We start from the raw sequence: 16522 nt of genomic DNA on the forward strand, positions 1-16522 counted from the left end.
ATCCGGGCGAACCACCGCGGGTGACGTTCCCGATCCGGGCACTTTCCGTGCCCGAACGGCGGTAATCGGACCGGCACTGTAAACGCTCCTCCCCTGGCAGACTGGTCGCATGGCTGACGAAGACCCGTTTCTGTGGCTCGAGGACGTGACCGGCGAAGCGGCACTGGGGTGGGTGCGTGCCCGCAATGCGGAGACCCTGGAAGAGATCACCGGTGGCGAGCGGTTCGAGCGGTTGCGCAAGGAGATCCGCGAGGTACTCGACGCCGACGACCGGATCCCCTACATCCGCAGGCGCGGCGAATACTTCTACAACTTCTGGCAGGACGCCGCCAACCCACGCGGGCTGTGGCGGCGCACCACACTGGAGGAATACCGCAAGGACCGTCCCAACTGGGAGGTTCTGCTCGACGTCGACGCGCTGGCCGAGGCCGAAGGCGAGAACTGGGTCTGGCAGGGCGCGACCGTGCTGCGCCCCGGCTTCCGTCTCGGGCTGGTCGAGCTGTCGCGTGGCGGCGCGGACGCGACAGTGGTCCGCGAGTTCGACCTCGACCGGCGCGCATTCGTCGAGGACGGCTTCGAGCTGCCCGAAGCCAAGAGCCGGGTCGGCTGGATCAACGAGGACCTCATCTACGTCGGCACCGATTTCGGCGAGGGATCGCTGACCACATCGGGATATCCGCGGGTCATCAAGGAATGGCGCCGAGGCACTCCGCTGTCGGCGGCGAGCACGGTCTACGAAGGCAAGCTCGAGGACGTTTCGGCGTTCGCCTACCACGACGCCACCCCGGGTTTCGAACGCGATTTCGTCGGCAGCTCACCGGATTTCTACCGGGTCGAGAAATTCCTTCGCACCGAGGACGAGCTGGTGCGCATCGACGTGCCCGAGGACTCGCAGACGACGGTGCACCGCGAGTGGCTGCTCATCCGCACCCGCTCGCCGTGGACGGTCAACGGCCGCGACTACGACGCCGGCACCCTGCTCGCCGCCCCCTTCGACGACTACCTCGCGGGCTCACGCGAGCTGACGGTGCTGTTCGAGCCGGACGTCCGCACCTCGCTCGAGGCGTACGACTGGACGCGGAACCACCTCGTGCTCACGACGCTGTCCGACGTGCGCACCCAACTGCACGTGCTGACCCCGGCCGAGGGCTGGCGCCGGGAGCCGATGCCGGCGGGCCCCGAGCTGGGCATCGCGCAGGTCCTCGACACCGATCCGGACACCAGCGACGAGTACCTGCTGGGCACCAGCGGTTTCACCGAACCGCCGACGTTGAGATACGGCCATCTCGGCGAAGAGACCGAGGTACTGAAGCAGTCCCCGGCGCGGTTCGACGCCGAGGGCGTGACCGTCGACCAGTACTTCGCGACCTCGCCCGACGGGACGCAGATCCCGTACTTCGTGGTGCGGCCGCAGGCGGCAGGCGGGCCGACGATGCTCACCGGCTACGGCGGCTTCGAGGTTTCGCGGCTGCCGGACTACAGCGGTGTCCTCGGCCGCGGCTGGCTCGCCCGCGGCGGGACGTACGTGCTCGCGAACATCCGCGGTGGCGGCGAGTACGGCCCGTCGTGGCACACCCGGGCGATGAAGGAGAACCGGTACCTGGTGTACGAGGACTTCGCCGCCGTGGCGAGGGATCTGGTCGACCGTGGGATCACGACGCGGGAGAAGCTCGGCACGCACGGCGGCAGCAACGGCGGGTTGTTGATGGGCGTCATGCTCACCCGGTACCCGGAACTGTTCGGCGCGATCGTGTGCCAGGTCCCGCTGCTGGACATGCGCCGCTACCACCTGCTGCTCGCGGGCGCGTCCTGGATGGCCGAGTACGGCGACCCGGACGACCCGGCGCAGTGGGACTACATCGGGAAGTACTCCCCGTACCAGAACGTCCACAGTGGACGCGACTACCCGCCCACGCTGTTCATGACGTCCACCCGGGACGACCGGGTGCACCCGGCGCACGCGCGCAAGATGGTCGCGAAGATGCGCGAGCTGGGTTACGGCGTGCGCTACCACGAGAACATCGAGGGCGGGCACGGCGCGGCCGCGGACAACGAGCAGCTGGCGCAGAAGTGGGCGCTGCTGTTCGAGTTCCTGTGGTCGCAGCTCGAGTACTAGCTGCCACGCTCGGCCAGGTACCGCTCGAAGGTGACCTTGCCGACGGCGTGCTCCGGGGCGAGGTTGGCGCCGGCCCGGAACGCGCGCGCCGCCTTGCCCGGCAAGGAGACCGGCACGACGGGACGGCTCCGGCCCACGGCGGCGAGGTAAGCCCTGGCCAGCTCGGCGGAGTCGCGGACCTCGGGGCCGCCCATGTCCGGCACCCGGCCGGCGGGTTGTCCCAGCGCGAGCTCGACCAGCCGGTCGGCGACCTCACGGACGTCGACCGGCTGGAACCGGCCCTTGAGGGTGAAGGTGACGGGCAGCCGTAGCTGGGCCTTGGTGAAACCGAGGACGAGGTCGTGGAACTGGGTGGCCCGCAGGATCGTCCACGGCAGGCCGGAACCTTCGATGAGCCGTTCGGTCTCGAGCTTCGCCTTGTAGTAGAAGAAGGGGATCTTGTCGATCCCGACGATCGAGATGTAGACCAGGTGCGCGCCGCGGGTGGTCTCGATGAGCTTCCGCGTGGCGGCGACGTCTCCCCCGCCCGTGCTGTTGCTGGCGCAGTGCACGATCGTGTCCACGCCCTCGGTGGCTTCGGCGATACCGGCGCCGGTCTTGAGGTCGCCGGTGCGCCAGGCGTAGGGCGTACGGGCGGGCGCGGGCCTGCGGCTGAGCACCCGCACCGCACGGCCGTCGCCCAGCAGCCGCTCGGCCACGACGCTGCCGAGCGTGCCGGTGCCGCCCGTGACCAGGATCGTCTCGCTCACTGCTGCTCCTTCTGCCGGTGGTTTCCACGTTCCCGCATGAAGGACGAGACGGCGAGTGAGAAGGTGACAAGCGAAAGGGCCGGAAGCCGCCGAGACGACTTCCGGCCCTTTCGGTGGCCGATCAGCTGCAGCCGGAGGTGGCGCCGCAGCCCTCGCAGGCGTAGCAGGAGCCCGCGGGACGCATCTTCGTGCCGCAGGTCATGCACAGCGGCGCGTCATTCGCCTTGCCGAGGTGCAGGTCCATCAGCTCGGCGGTGCTGTGCGCCACCTCGGTTTCCACCCCTCGGCTCGACTCGACGGTGCTGCGCAGCTCCTCGAGGTCCACGCTCTCCGGCTCCGCCGCGGGGGCGTTGCCGTAGTCCGACGCCTCGACCTGGGCGGTGCGCTCCTCGGCGGTGAAGATGCCCAGCTGCGCCCGCTTCTCGTACGGCAGGTAGTCCAGCGCGAGCCGCCGGAACAGGTAGTCCAGCACGCTGGTGGCGATCCGGATGTCCGGGTCGTCGGTCATGCCGGCCGGCTCGAAGCGCAGGTTGGAGAACTTCGAGACGTAGAACTCCAGGGGGATCCCGTACTGCAGGCCCACCGAGATCGACATCGAGAAGGCGTCCATCACGCCGGCCAGGGTCGAACCCTGCTTGCCGAGCTTGACGAAGATCTCGCCGAGGCCGTCGTCCGGGTAGGAACCCGCGTGCAGGTAGCCCTCGGCGCCACCGACGGTGAACGACAGGGTCTGGCTCGGGCGCTTCTTGGGCAGGCGCTTGCGCACCGGCTTGTACTCGACGACCTTCTCCGGCTCCGGGGTCGCCGCCTTCGCGTCCTTCTTCCCGCTGGACAGCGGCTGGCCGACCTTGCAGTTGTCGCGGTAGATCGCGAGCGCCTTCAGGCCGAGCTTCCAGCCCTCGTAGTAGATCTCCTCGACCTCCTCGACGGTCGCCGACTCCGGCATGTTGACCGTCTTCGAGATCGCGCCCGAGATGAACGGCTGCACCGCGGCCATCATCCGCACGTGGCCGATCGGCTTGATCGAACGCTCGCCGATCGCGCAGTCGAACACCTCGTAGTGCTCCGGCCGCAGCCCGGGGGCGTCCACGACGTGGCCGTGCTGGGCGATGTACTCGACGATCGCCTCGACCTGCTCGTCCTGGTAGCCCAGCGCCTTCAGCGCCCGCGGCACGGTCTGGTTGACGATCTGCATGGAGCCGCCGCCGACCAGCTTCTTGAACTTGACCAGCGAGAAGTCCGGCTCGATGCCGGTGGTGTCGCAGTCCATCATGAAGCCGATGGTGCCGGTGGGGGCGAGCACACTGGCCTGCGCGTTGCGCCAGCCGTTCTTCACGCCGATCTCGATGCCGCGCTGCCATTCCCGCGTCGCAAGGTCGCGCACCGCGACGTCGTTGGCGTGCATCGTGCGGATCGCGTCGTTGGCGCCCGCGTGCTTGCGCATGACGCGCTGGTGCGCCTCGGCGTTGCGGGCATAGCCCTCGTACGCACCGACGACACCGGCGAGCTCCGCCGAGCGACGGTAGGAGGTGCCGGTCATCAGCGAGGTGATCGCCGCCGCCAGGGCGCGGCCGCCGTCGGAGTCGTACGCGTGGCCGGTGGCCATCAGCAGCGCGCCGAGGTTGGCGTAGCCGATGCCCAGCTGGCGGAACTTGCGGGTGGTGTCGCCGATCGCCTCGGTCGGGAAGTCCGCGAAGCAGATCGAGATGTCCATCGCGGTGATGACGAACTCGACGGCCTTGACGAACAGCTGCGCGTCGAAGGTGCCGTCGCCGGAGAGGAACTTCAGCAGGTTCAGCGACGCGAGGTTGCAGCTGGAGTTGTCCAGGTGCATGTACTCGCTGCACGGGTTGGACGCGGTGATCCGGCCCGACTCGGGGCAGGTGTGCCAGTCGTTGATCGTGTCGTCGTACTGCACGCCCGGGTCGGCGCAGTCCCACGCCGCCTGCGCCATCGAGCGGAACAGCTTCTTGGCGTCGACGTGCTCGATCACCTCGCCGGTGAGCCGGGCACGCAGGCCGAACTCGCTCTTCGCCTCGACCGAGCGCATGAACTCGTCGCTGACGCGGACCGAGTTGTTGGCGTTCTGGTACTGCACCGAGTGGATGTCGGCACCGGAGAGGTCCATGTCGAACCCGGCGTCGCGCAGGACCTTGATCTTCTCTTCCTCGCGCGCCTTGGTGGTGATGAACTCCTCGATGTCGGGGTGGTCGACGTCGAGCACGACCATCTTCGCCGCGCGGCGGGTGGCGCCGCCGGACTTGATGGTGCCCGCGGACGCGTCGGCGCCGCGCATGAAGGAGACCGGGCCGGAGGCGGTGCCGCCGGAGGAGAGCAGCTCCTTGGAGGAGCGGATGCGGGAGAGGTTCAGCCCGGCGCCGGAGCCGCCCTTGAAGATCAGGCCCTCTTCCTTGTACCAGTTGAGGATCGAGTCCATGTTGTCGTCGACCGCCAGGATGAAGCAGGCGCTGACCTGCTGCTTGGAGGTCGTGCCGACGTTGAACCAGACCGGGGAGTTGAAGCTGAACACCTGGTGCAGCAGCATCCAGGTCAGCTCGTGCTCGAAGACCTCGGCGTCGACGCCGGTGGCGAAGTAGCCGTTGTCCGTGCCCGCCTTGACGTAGGTCTTCACGACCCGGTCGATGAGCTGCTTGAGGCTGCGCTCGCGCTGCGGGCTGCCCACCGCGCCGCGGAAGTACTTGCTGGTGACGATGTTGGTCGCGTTGACCGACCAGAACTCGGGGAACTCGACCCCACGCTGCTCGAAGTTGATCGAACCGTCGCGCCAGTTGGTCATCACGACGTCGCGCTTTTCCCAGTTCACCTCGTCGTAGGGGTGCACGCCCTCGGTGGTGAACACGCGCTCGACGGTGAGCCCGCGCTTGCCCCTCTTCGCGCTTTTACTGCCTGTCGCCACGGTCTCCGTCATGGACTTGTCCCTCTCCCGCCGGCCGAGTATCACTCGCCGTCCGCGCTCCTGTCGCCGTCCTGCGGCGCTGCCGAATCCGCCATGGCCGCACGTAGGTCCGCGATCTCCTTCTCGAAGTCCTCCACGGACGAGAAGGAGCGGTAGACGCTGGCGAACCGGAGGTACGCGACCTCGTCGAGCTCACGGAGCGGACCGAGGATCGCGAGGCCCACCTCGTGACTCGGGATCTCCGCGACACCAGCCGAGCGGATCGACTCCTCGACCCGCTGTGCGAGTTGCTGCAGGGCGTCGTCGTCGACCGGCCTGCCCTGGCAGGCCCGGCGCACGCCCCGGACCACCTTGTCCCTGCTGAACTGCTCGGTGACCCCGGACCGCTTGACGACGGCGAGCACCATCGTCTCCGAGGTGGTGAACCGGCGCCCGCATGCCGAGCACGACCTGCGGCGGCGGATCGCCTGTCCTTCGTCCACCTCACGGGAGTCGACGACCCGGGAATCGGCATGGCGGCAGAACGGGCACCGCACGACCGATCACCTTTCCTTTCACGTCTGTTCCCCCGGCTATCCGCGCCCTCCGGCCCGCCACGCAACGGCCCGGTCCAGGCGATGACCTGGTGATCAACTTGTGGATATCCGGTGGGTGAACACCGACCAGCTGTGGACAACTCGTGTTTCAGTCTACCCCAACTTGTGGACCAACTACAGCCATGTAACTACTAGATATAGCGGTCGACCTTAGATCGCGCATCAGCGGGGCGCAAGCGACCCGGCCGGGTGAAGCGCGTGTCGCGCGGCACTTCTCGGCGGAAGGTCACCGGCCCGCGCCGAGCGGCTGGGCGTCCACGGGAACGGTGAGCGGCAGACCGGGCACGACGGTGGCGTCCCCGAAGTTGTTGAGCTGCTTGATCCGGGCCACGACCGCGTCGGCGTCCGAGGCCGGCGCGTAGTGGTGCGCGACGTCCCACAACGTCTCCCCGCTGCCGACCGTGACCGTGGCGGTCCGCTCGGGCACGGCGGCCGACATCCCGTCGGCAAAAACACCCAGACCGGTGACGAACAGACCCGCCGCGACCGCGATCGCCGCGAGCCACGGCCAGCGCGGCACGACCCGCCGCGGCGTGCAGGCGGGCACGGCGCTCCGGCCGCGGCCCGCCACGACACGGGCACGCGTCGGCGGCCGGCGCGTCTCGCCTGCCCGTCGCGGCCGGACCGGCAGCTGCGGCCCAGTCCTGCTCTCGGCGGCATTCCCGGCGGCCGGGCTTCCATCCAGCAGTACCGACATCGCGAACCTCCTCGCGGCTTCTGACCTGGCCCGGCGGGCGTCAGGTCGAACACTCGTTCTATCGAACCTCTGCGCGAATGTGTACCACCAGGGTCTGACAAAATCGAGAGACACCCGGCGTGTCGCTCGAACAGTTGTTTGATGTTCCCGGTCCGGTGCACTACCGTGGGTGACCAGGACAAGGCGAAACGCGCCGGTCGCTCTGAACTCTGCGGCCCGGCAGGTACGAAGTGAGCAACGCGGCTGGGAGGCGGCACCATGACAGACACCGACGAGACTGCGGACATTCCCCGCAGGCCGGGCGGCCGGTTCGGCGACGTCCACCCGCTCCCCGATCCCGAGGACGTGGAGGAGGGGCTGAGCCCGCGGCAGCAGCAGGTGCTGGAGGTCATCCGCGCCTGGGTCGACCGCTTCGGCTACCCGCCCAGCGTGCGCGAGATCGGTGAGGCCGTCGGCCTCACCTCGACGTCGTCGGTGTCGCACCAGCTGCGCACCCTGCAGCGCAAGGGCTACCTGCGCCGCGACGCCAACCGGCCTCGTGCCGTCGGCGTGCTCACCGCCGCGGCCGAGCACGCCGCGCGGATCGGGCGTACCGAGAGTGACATGCCGAAGCCGGCGTACGTGCCGGTGGTCGGCCGGATCGCCGCCGGCGGGCCGGTGCTCGCCGAGCAGTCCATCGAGGACGTGTTCCCGCTGCCGAAGGACATCGTCGGCGAGGGCGAGGTGTTCCTGCTGAAGGTCACCGGTGACTCGATGATCGAGGCGGCCATCACCGACGGCGACTGGGTCGCGGTGCGCCAGCAGCCGACCGCCAACAACGGGGAGATCGTCGCCGCGATGATCGACGGCGAGGCGACGGTGAAGACGTTCAAGCGCAAGAGCGGGCACGTGTGGCTGATGCCGCACAACGAGGCCTACGAGCCCATCAACGGTGACGACGCCAGCATCCTCGGCAAGGTCGTGGCCGTGCTGCGCCGGTTGTAGCGAGTGGACGGCGGGCCCGGACTCCAGGTCCGGGCCCGGGTACCCCTCGAGGCGCCGGTTACTTGCGCGAGAACCGGCGACGGAGCTTGGTCAGCGCGAACAGGCCGCCGGCCGCGATGCAGACCGCCAGCACCAGCGCCGGGGCGCCCCCCATGCCGGACGAACCGCCCGCGCCGGTGCCCGTCTCGCCACCCGCGGCGGCCGGAGTGCGGTCGTTCGTAGCGGGTTTGGCCATGGACGTCGCGTCCTTCACGGCTCGGATCGGTTGCCTGGTGCCCTCCCCGCCGGACAGCAACGTGCCGTCGGGCTCGAACGCCAGCGCTTCGCCCTGCTGCTCGTCCGGCAGTGGCACCCGCACCGGGTCGCGCTTCAGGGCCGCGGACACGTCGCCGTCGGGCGCGGAGTACAGGTAGGCGTCGGTATAGGTGCGCAGGGCGACCACGGTGCCGTCCGCACTGGTCGCCGCGCCCGTCACGAGCACGGACCCGAAGCCGGCCACCGGACCGCCCGGGGTGTTCGTGGGTTTGAACTCGAGCGTGCCGACCTTCTCCAGCGGAGTCGGGCCGGGGCTCTTGAGCGCCGAGACGGGCCGGTAGATCCCGGAGTCGCCGAATGGCGTCTTGGTCACCAGGTACGGCGTGCCATGACGGTCCAGCAGCAACGCCTCCACGTCGTGCTGGCCGTCGGGATAGGTGAGCCGGTACAGCGTCGCCTTGCCCTGGGGCGTCAGGGCGACCAGGGCCACCGTCTCGCGCTTCTTGTCGTTGTCACCGGTGTCCGACAGCCAGAGCGTGCCATCGGCGGCGCGCGCCAGGTCCTCCACGTCGTACGGGTCCAGCGAGTTGGTGATCACCCGCTGCACCGCGCAGTCGCGTCCCAGCACGAACACCTGGATCTTGCTGCCGCCGTCGTTGATCGCGTACCAGCGCTGCCCGTCGCTGACCAGGCCGGACAGCTCGGTGATCCGCTTGTCCGAAACCGTGCACACCGAGGCCGGTGCCTGCGCCGCCGCGGCCGGAGCCGCGGACAGCGCGAGGACGAACGAGAACACGGCGAGCACGGCACCCCAGCGCAAGGTCACCGCGCCGACGTTACCGAGATCAGGCCCGCGAACCGTCCACGACATACGACTCCAGCGCGGAAGCCAGGTCCGGGCGGACCCGGGCGCACAGCCGCGTGCCCTCGGGCAGGTGCTCCTCGGCGAGGACCTCACCGTCGTCGTGCACGCGTGCGACGAGCTCGCCACGGGTGTACGGGACCAGCGCCTCGACGGTGACCTCCGCCCGCGGCAACCGCTCGGCGACCGTCTCGACCAGCTCGGCCACACCCGCACCCGTACGGGCGGAGACCACCACGGCGTCGGGCAGCAGGTGGCGCAGGCGGACCAGGGACAGCTCGTCCGCGGCGTCGGCCTTGTTGATCACGATCAGCTCGGGCGGCAACGGCTCGGACCGGCGCTCGTTGATCTCCGCGAGCACTTCGCGCACCGCGTTGACCTGCTCCTCGGGCGCCGGGTCGGACCCGTCCACCACGTGCAGCAGCAGGTCGGCGTCCGCCGCCTCGTCCAGCGTCGAGCGGAACGCGTCGACCAGCTGGTGCGGCAGGTGCCGCACGAACCCGACGGTGTCGGTCAGCGTGTACGTGCGCCCGTCCGGCGTGGCGCTGCGCCGCGTGGTCGGGTCGAGGGTGGCGAACAACGCGTTCTCGACGAGCACGCCCGCGCCGGTGATGGCGTTGAGCAGGCTCGACTTCCCGGCGTTGGTGTAGCCGACGATCGCGACGCTCGGGACCTCGTTGGCGACCCGGCGGCCGCGCTTGGTCACCCGGATCGTGTCCATCGCGGCGATCTCGCGGCGCAGCTTGGCCACCCGCTTGTTGATCCGCCGCCGGTCGGTCTCCAGCTTCGTCTCACCGGGACCACGCAGGCCCACGCCGCCGTTCGCGCCACCGGCACGGCCACCGGCCTGCCGGGACAGCGACTCGCCCCAGCCGCGCAGCCGCGGGATGAGGTACTGCAGCTGGGCCAGCTCGACCTGCGCCTTGCCCTCCTTGGAGCGCGCGTGCTGGGCGAAGATGTCCAGGATCAGCGCCGTCCGGTCGATCACCTTGACCTTGAGCTTGGCCTCCAGCTGACGCAGCTGGCCCGGCGAGAGCTCGCCGTCGCAGATCACCGTGTCGGCGCCGGTCGCAATGACGACGTCGGACAGCTCGCGAACCTTGCCCGAGCCGATGTAGGTGGCCGGGTCCGGCTTGTCACGGCGCTGCACAAGACCCTCCAGCACCTCCGAGCCCGCCGTCTCGGCCAGCAGGGCCAGCTCGGCCAGCGAGGCCTCGGACTGGGCCGCGGTGCCTTCGGTCCACACGCCGACCAACACCACCCGTTCCAGGCGAAGCTGCCGGTACTCGACCTCGGTGATGTCCGCCAGCTCGGTGGACAGTCCGGCGACGCGCCGCAATGAGGCGCGTGCCTCCAGGTCCAGCTCACCGGTCGACGGGTCTTCGAGGAAGTTGCTGTGTGTCAGTTCTGTCATCGTCCTTCCATGGTCCCACGATTCGTGGGAGAAACCGAGCGCATTACCGGCTCGGGTAAGTCGCGATGTAGATCGCGGTACGGTCGCCGCCGCCGGTCTCGGACCGGGCCTTGAACTCCTCGAGCAGGGCGTGGAGCCTGTCTTCGAACTCCGTCCGGTCCGCCGGCGAGACCTGCACGACCAGCCGCGTCTGGCGCAGCTCGGCCGACGGTACCTCGGCGATCTCGCCGAGGTACGCCTCGAGCATGGCCTGTCCGACCTGCTCGTGCAGGCCGACCTCGTCGAGGTACCAGGACAGCCCTGTCGACAGGTAAGGAATCTCTTTCGCTCCCCGGTTGCCGCGCCGAGCCGGCTGAGGAGCCAGAAAACCCGTGTCGACCAGCTTGCGCACGTGGTGCAGCACCGTCGCCGGGTCACGACCCAGACGCTCGGCCAGCTCCTTGTTGGTCAACGCGTCCGCATAGGTCAACCGGATGATGCGCAGCCGTATTCCGGAGGCGAGCGCGTTGGCCTCGGCCTCGGTCGCTTCCCGTCGCGTATGGGGCACCCCCCGAGTGTAGGGATAAGTGATTGACTCTTTCCAATCACTTGCGCGAAGCTTGCCGCATGCGGCGCGACACACTGTGGTTCCACCCGGACTTCCGGCGGCTGTGGGCGGGCGACACGATCAGCCAGGCGGGCAACTTCGTCGGCCAGGCCGTGATCCCGCTGCTCGCGGCGACCGTGCTGGCCGCGACCCCGTTCCAGATGGGCCTGCTCACCGCCGCCGAGAACGCCGCGTTCCTGCTCATCGGGCTGCCCGCCGGGGTGTGGGTCGACCGGATGCGGCGTCGGCCGCTGATGCTGCGGGCCGACTTCGCCCGCGCCGCACTCCTGCTGACCGTGCCGATCGCCTGGTGGGCGGGCGTGCTCACGCTGGCGCAGCTGATCGTCGTCGCGCTGCTCGTCAGCGTCGGCACCGTGTTCTTCGACGTCGCCTACCAGTCGTACCTGCCGTCGCTGGCCGGGCGGGAACACCTGCTCGAAGGCAACGCGAAGCTGCAGGCCAGCCAGTCGACGGCACAGGTCGTCGGGCCCGGCCTCGGCGGCGGCCTCGCCCAGCTCGCGGGCGCGGCGAACGCGGTGCTGGCGACCGGCCTCGGCTACCTCGCGTCGGGGCTGTTCCTGTTGCGCATCAAGACCGTCGAGCCGGAGCCGGAACCGCACAACGGCATCCCGCTGCACACCCGGATCGCCGAGGGGATGCGGTTCGTCTTCCACAACCCCACCCTGCGGCCGATCACGCTGTGCACGGCGACGGCGAACCTGGGGAACACGGTCTTCCAGGCGATGCTGATCCTGTTCCTCACCCGCGACCTCGGCCTCGGCGCGGCCGCCGTCGGCGCGCTGCTGACCACGATGGGGATCGGCGGGGTGCTCGGCGCGCTCACCGCGGGCTGGTGGACCCGGCGCATCGGCCAGGCCCGCGCGATCTGGCTCGTCCCGCTCCTGACCTGGCCGTTCCAGGTGCTGGTCCCGCTCGCCGCGCCGGGCCGGCGGGTCGGGCTCGTGGCGGTGGGGATGACGGTGATGACCTTCGGGGTGATCGTCTACAACGTCGCACAGGTCAGCTACCGCCAGGCCATCTGCCCGGACCGGCTGCTCGGCCGGATGAACGCGACCGTGCGGTTCGTGGTGTGGGGCACGATGCCGGTCGGCGGCCTCATCGGCGGCGGGCTCGGCGAATGGCTCGGCGTGCGCGGCACGCTGTGGGCCGGCTGCGCCGGGCTGGCCGTGCCCACCGCGTTGCTGGTGTTCTCACCGCTGCGCCGGATGCGGGACGTGCCGAAGGAGGCCGTCTACTCCTGAGCGGCCCACCACTCGTCGACCAGCTCGCCGCGCGCCACGAACTCCGCGGGGCCGGTCAGGGTGGACTCGCCGCGCTTCATGGTGACCGTGACCCTGCCGCCAGGAACATCCACAGTGGACTCACCGGTGTCGGTGCCCGCCAGGTGCAGCGCGGCGGCGACCGCGGCGACGGTGCCCGTACCGCAGGAGCGGGTCTCGCCGACCCCGCGCTCGTAGACCCGCATGCGCAACGCGCCTTCGCCCAACGGGTTGACGAACTCCAGGTTCACGCCCTCGGGAAAGAAGTCCTCGTCGTAGCGCGGCTCCTCGCGCAGGTCCAGCTCCGCGACGTCACCGTCCACAACGGACACCAGGTGCGGGTTGCCCACGTTCACCGCGACCCCGGAGAAGTCCCGGCCGTCGACGATCGCCACGGACGCCCCGGTGACCGAGGCGGGCCCCATGTGCACGGTGACCGTGCCGTCCGGGTGCACCACCACGGGCTTGTCCCCGGCCCGGCTGCCCACGAGGAACTCCGGCCCCTCGGCCAGCCCCCGCTCGGCCAGGTAACGCGCGAACACGCGCATCCCGTTGCCGCACATCTCCGCGACCGACCCGTCGGCGTTGCGGTAGTCCATGAACCACTCGCCCTCGGATGGCAGCCCGAGCGCGGTGGACCGGACCACTCGCAGCACGCCGTCGGCACCGAGCCCGCGCCGGCGGTCGCACAGCGCGGCGACCCGGCCCGGCGTCAACTCCAGCCGGCCGTCCGGGTCGGGCAGCAGCACGAAGTCGTTCTGTGTGCCATGCCCTTTGAGAAACTCGATCGCCACTGGATCAGCTTACTGGGCAGCCACCGACAGCACTCGCGCGGCCAAGTCGGAATCCGTAGCCGGGAACCACCGGATCCTGGCGTCCCGGCGGAACCAGGATCGTTGTCTGCGAACGAATCGGCGCGTCGCCTGTTTCGTGGCCGCCACGGCGGCCGCGAAGTCGCCGTCACCGTCGAGCGCGGCCAGCACCTGCTGGTACCCCAGCGCCCGCGAAGCGGTCTTTCCCTCGCGCAGGCCACGCTCGGCGAGCGCACGCACCTCGTCGACGAGCCCGGCCGCGAACATGCGCTCGACGCGCAGTTCGACCCGTTCGTCGAGTTCCGGGGCCTCACGATCGATTCCGATGAGCACCGCGGCGTACCGCGGCGGCCCCGGCACGGGCATGTTGGCCGAGAACGGTTCGCCGGTGAGCTCGATGACCTCCAGCGCGCGGACGATCCGGCGGGCGTTGGACGGCAGGATCGCCGCGGCCGCGTCGGGGTCGAGGCGCGCGAGCCGTTCGTGCATCGCCGCCGCCCCCGCTTCGGCCGCTTCCGCCTCCAGGCGGGCGCGGACGGCGGGGTCGGTGCCCGGGAAACGCAGGTCGTCGAGCACCGCCTGCACGTACAGGCCCGAGCCGCCGACCAGCACCGGTACCTTGCCCTCGCCGAGCAGGCGTTCGACGACCGCCCTGGCGTCGCGCTGGTAGGCGGCGACCGACGCCGTCTCCGTCACGTCGAGCACGTCGAGCAGGTGGTGCGGGACGCCGCGGCGTTCCTCTTCGGTCACCTTCGCGGTCCCGATGTCCATCCCGCGGTAGAGCTGCATGGCATCGGCGTTGACGACCTCGCCGCCCAGCTCCTCGGCGAGGCGGATCGCGAGGTCCGACTTCCCGGTCGCGGTGGGCCCGACGACGGCGATCGGCCTCATCGCCGGAGTTCCCAGACCGCGACGTGGTAGCCGACGCCGAAGGGCGCCGCGGAGTACAGGAGTTCCGCACGCCAGTCGCCGCCCGCGCCGGCGAGCACCTGCCACGGCACCCGGCCACCCGCACCGAGCTCCTCGGCCAGCATGGGGTCGAGCTCCAGCAGCGCCTGGGTGTCGGCCTTGGCCAGGGCTTTCGCGACCGCGTCGTCGAACGCGGGCGCGCGCACGTCCTCGCCGCCGGGGGCGCCGGGACCGTGCCGGTTCGAGCCGTCGCCGAGGATCAGCAGGTCACCGGTCAGCTGCTTGCCCAAACGGGCACAATCCGCCGGTGCCGTGCTTCCGGCGACCAGGCGCACCTCGACCGACTCGGCGCCCGCCTGCTCGCGCAGCCACCCGGCGACCAGGGCGGGCAGCGGCAGCGTCCGCCGGACGCCGTTCGCGGAGAGCCGAACGCGCTCGTCGACCCCGTAGCCGCGGAAGCTGCCGGCCGCATCGGGACCGATGACCTGGTCTTCCGGATGCGCGCCGACGGCCGTCCAGACCGGGCCGAGCCTGCCCGCGGCGGCCACGCAGGCCTCGCGCAGGGCGGCCAGCTCGGGGTTGGGTCCAGGGGAGAGCCGCGGTACCAGCAACGGGGGGTGTGGCACCACGACGGCACGCGTGATCACACTGGTCGAGGTTACCGGGCGGGTGCGATAACACTGCTCCCACAGCCGACCACAGTAGAATCACCCGCTCCGACCACCGCACCGAGTACCACAAGCCGTGCTGAACTGCTTGAATGCGGCGTGGGGGTCGAAGCGCTCCCCCGCACGACCCGGCCCCACCTCGGTGGGGCGCCCGCCCACGAGGCGGGCCCGACAGGCGATAAGGAGCCTGCGATGGCCGACGAGATCACGCCCGGCGCACCCGCGCCGCACAAGATGCCGCTCCCGCACGCGCCGGCAGGCCAGGACCGGCCGGTTCCCCCGGCCGAGCCGAACCCGTCCCGCTGGGGCCGGGTGGACGACGAGGGCAACGTCTACGTTCGGACCGCGGACGGCGAACGCGCGGTGGGCGTCTGGCAGGCGGGCACACCCGACGAGGGCTTGCTGCACTACGCGCGGCGCTTCGACGACCTGCGCACCGAGGTCGAGCTGCTGGCGACCCGGTTGAGCTCGGGCGCGGGCGACCCGAAGCAGGCGCTGACGACCGCGACCCAGCTGCGCGGCGGGCTGGCCGAGGCCGCCGTGGTCGGCGACCTCGCGGCGCTCGGCAGCCGGCTGGACCGCATCGTCGAGAAGGCCGAGGGCGCGCTCGCGAACGCGAAGCAGGAGCGCGAGGTGGCGCGGTCGGCCGCGATCGGGCGCAAGCAGGCGCTGGCCGAGGAGGCCGAGCAGATCGCCGCGGAGTCCACCCAGTGGAAGGTCGCAGGCGACCGGTTGCGCGCGATCCTCGACGAGTGGAAGACGATCAAGGGCGTCGACCGCAAGACCGACGACGAGTTGTGGAAGCGCTTCTCGAAGGCGCGCGAGGCGTTCAACCGCCGTCGCGGGTCGCACTTCGCGGAGCTGGACAAGCAGCGTGCGGTGGCGAAGTCGCGCAAGGAGGAGCTGATCGGGGAGGCCGAGTCGCTCGTCGACTCGGACGACTGGGGCCCGACGGCCGGGCGGTACAAGGACCTGATGGCCGAGTGGAAGGCCGCCGGCCGCGCGCCGAAGGAGACCGACGACGCGCTGTGGCAGCGCTTCCGGGCGGCACAGGACAAGTTCTTCGCGCGCCGCTCCGCGGTGTTCTCCGAGCGGGACGCGGAGTTCGCCACGAACGCGACGCAGAAGGAAGAGCTGCTGACCGAGGCGGAGAAGATCGACCCGGCGGCGAACCTGGACGCCGCGAAGGCGCACCTGCGCCGGATCCAGGAGCAGTGGGACGAGATCGGCAAGGTGCCGCGGGAACGGATCCGGGAGCTGGACGGTCGGCTCAAGGCGGTGCAGGACCGGATCCGGGAGGTCGAGGACAACCGCTGGCGGCGCACCGATCCGGAGGCACAGGCGAGGGTCGAGCAGTTCCGCGAGCGGGTGCACCAGTTCGAGACACAGGCCGAAAAGGCCCGCGCCGCGGGCGACGACCGCCGTGCGAAGAAGGCCGAAGAGCAGGCCGCCCAGTGGCGGGAGTGGATGGAAGCCGCGGAGCGCGCCGTCGCGGACCGCTGACCGGTCTCGGGCGGTGACCGGGTGACGCCCCCCGGTAGGGCATGTCCAGGGGCAGCCGCAGCTTCGCGGCGGCCTCCTGGTCGTGGCCGAACGGCGTCCTGAGCAGGGCGGGCCGCCTGGTCCGAAGGACAGGACAGCTGGCCCAACCACCCCGGAAGGCACCCCGCGCCGCCG

At 70.4% G+C, this 16522-nt stretch carries 14 protein-coding genes; 4 read left to right on the forward strand and 10 right to left on the reverse strand.

Annotated features, from left to right (window positions below; translation table 11 throughout):
- Window positions 1-109: 109 nt before the first annotated feature.
- Window positions 110-2116, forward strand: a complete 2007-nt coding sequence (locus LWP59_RS29940; protein WP_144643755.1) for a prolyl oligopeptidase family serine peptidase — start codon at window positions 110-112, stop codon at window positions 2114-2116.
- Here the strand turns inward: LWP59_RS29940 and LWP59_RS29945 are convergent.
- The 4 genes from LWP59_RS29945 to LWP59_RS29960 all read right to left on the reverse strand — a co-directional run bounded on the left by LWP59_RS29945 (window position 2113) and on the right by LWP59_RS29960 (window position 7075).
- Window positions 2113-2865, reverse strand: coding sequence for an SDR family oxidoreductase (locus LWP59_RS29945; RefSeq protein WP_144643756.1), 753 nt, complete (start codon window positions 2863-2865; stop codon window positions 2113-2115). The two genes, LWP59_RS29940 and LWP59_RS29945, sit on opposite strands and share 4 nt — an antisense overlap.
- A 121-nt stretch (window positions 2866-2986) precedes the next feature.
- A complete protein-coding gene (locus LWP59_RS29950) occupies window positions 2987-5794 on the reverse strand; it encodes a vitamin B12-dependent ribonucleotide reductase (RefSeq protein ID WP_144643757.1) in 2808 nt (935 codons plus the stop codon).
- 29 nt (window positions 5795-5823) lie between these two features.
- Window positions 5824-6318 (reverse strand): transcriptional regulator NrdR, encoded by a 495-nt coding sequence (gene nrdR / locus LWP59_RS29955; RefSeq protein WP_144643758.1) that lies wholly within the window; start codon window positions 6316-6318, stop codon window positions 5824-5826.
- A 286-nt stretch (window positions 6319-6604) separates the two neighbouring features.
- Window positions 6605-7075 carry a LysM peptidoglycan-binding domain-containing protein gene (locus tag LWP59_RS29960; RefSeq protein WP_229858469.1) on the reverse strand — a complete coding sequence of 157 codons (471 nt, stop codon included), beginning with the start codon at window positions 7073-7075 and terminating at the stop codon, window positions 6605-6607.
- Between the two features lie 258 nt (window positions 7076-7333).
- On the opposite strand from LWP59_RS29960, the gene lexA reads away from it, so the two are divergent.
- Complete coding sequence (lexA, locus tag LWP59_RS29965) at window positions 7334-8059, forward strand: transcriptional repressor LexA (protein WP_144643759.1); 726 nt, start codon at window positions 7334-7336, stop codon at window positions 8057-8059.
- Window positions 8060-8117: 58 nt separating this feature from the next.
- On the opposite strand, the gene LWP59_RS29970 is transcribed toward lexA, so the two are convergent.
- From LWP59_RS29970 to LWP59_RS29980, 3 genes are read right to left on the reverse strand one after another with little or no spacing between them, the layout of a single operon-like run.
- Entirely contained in the window at window positions 8118-9140 is a 1023-nt protein-coding gene (locus tag LWP59_RS29970) for an SdiA-regulated/phytase-like domain-containing protein (protein ID WP_373300032.1), read from the reverse strand.
- A gap of 19 nt (window positions 9141-9159) precedes the next feature.
- The gene (gene hflX / locus LWP59_RS29975; RefSeq protein ID WP_144643760.1) at window positions 9160-10590 is read right to left on the reverse strand and encodes a GTPase HflX; all 1431 of its coding nucleotides are present in this window, start codon (window positions 10588-10590) and stop codon (window positions 9160-9162) included.
- A 43-nt stretch (window positions 10591-10633) separates the two neighbouring features.
- Complete coding sequence (locus LWP59_RS29980) at window positions 10634-11137, reverse strand: ArsR/SmtB family transcription factor (RefSeq protein WP_144643761.1); 504 nt, start codon at window positions 11135-11137, stop codon at window positions 10634-10636.
- Between the two features lie 59 nt (window positions 11138-11196).
- On the opposite strand from LWP59_RS29980, the gene LWP59_RS29985 reads away from it, so the two are divergent.
- Entirely contained in the window at window positions 11197-12438 is a 1242-nt protein-coding gene (locus LWP59_RS29985; RefSeq protein WP_144643762.1) for an MFS transporter, read from the forward strand.
- Here LWP59_RS29985 and dapF read toward each other — a convergent pair.
- The 3 genes from dapF to LWP59_RS30000 are packed head-to-tail and all read right to left on the reverse strand — an operon-like array spanning window position 12429 to window position 14824.
- Window positions 12429-13250 carry a diaminopimelate epimerase gene (gene dapF, locus LWP59_RS29990; RefSeq protein ID WP_144643763.1) on the reverse strand — a complete coding sequence of 274 codons (822 nt, stop codon included), beginning with the start codon at window positions 13248-13250 and terminating at the stop codon, window positions 12429-12431. The two genes, LWP59_RS29985 and dapF, sit on opposite strands and share 10 nt — an antisense overlap.
- Before the next feature lie 9 nt (window positions 13251-13259).
- Window positions 13260-14159, reverse strand: a complete 900-nt coding sequence (gene miaA / locus LWP59_RS29995) for a tRNA (adenosine(37)-N6)-dimethylallyltransferase MiaA (protein WP_186383533.1) — start codon at window positions 14157-14159, stop codon at window positions 13260-13262.
- Window positions 14156-14824, reverse strand: a complete 669-nt coding sequence (locus tag LWP59_RS30000) for a class III extradiol dioxygenase subunit B-like domain-containing protein (RefSeq protein WP_144643764.1) — start codon at window positions 14822-14824, stop codon at window positions 14156-14158. The genes miaA and LWP59_RS30000 overlap by 4 nt, the downstream gene beginning before the upstream one ends.
- A gap of 213 nt (window positions 14825-15037) precedes the next feature.
- Between LWP59_RS30000 and LWP59_RS30005 the strand changes: the two genes are divergently transcribed.
- Complete coding sequence (locus tag LWP59_RS30005) at window positions 15038-16348, forward strand: DUF349 domain-containing protein (RefSeq protein WP_144643765.1); 1311 nt, start codon at window positions 15038-15040, stop codon at window positions 16346-16348.
- Window positions 16349-16522 lie beyond the last annotated feature (174 nt).

The organism is Amycolatopsis acidiphila (assembly GCF_021391495.1).
GTDB lineage: Bacteria > Actinomycetota > Actinomycetes > Mycobacteriales > Pseudonocardiaceae > Amycolatopsis_E > Amycolatopsis_E acidiphila.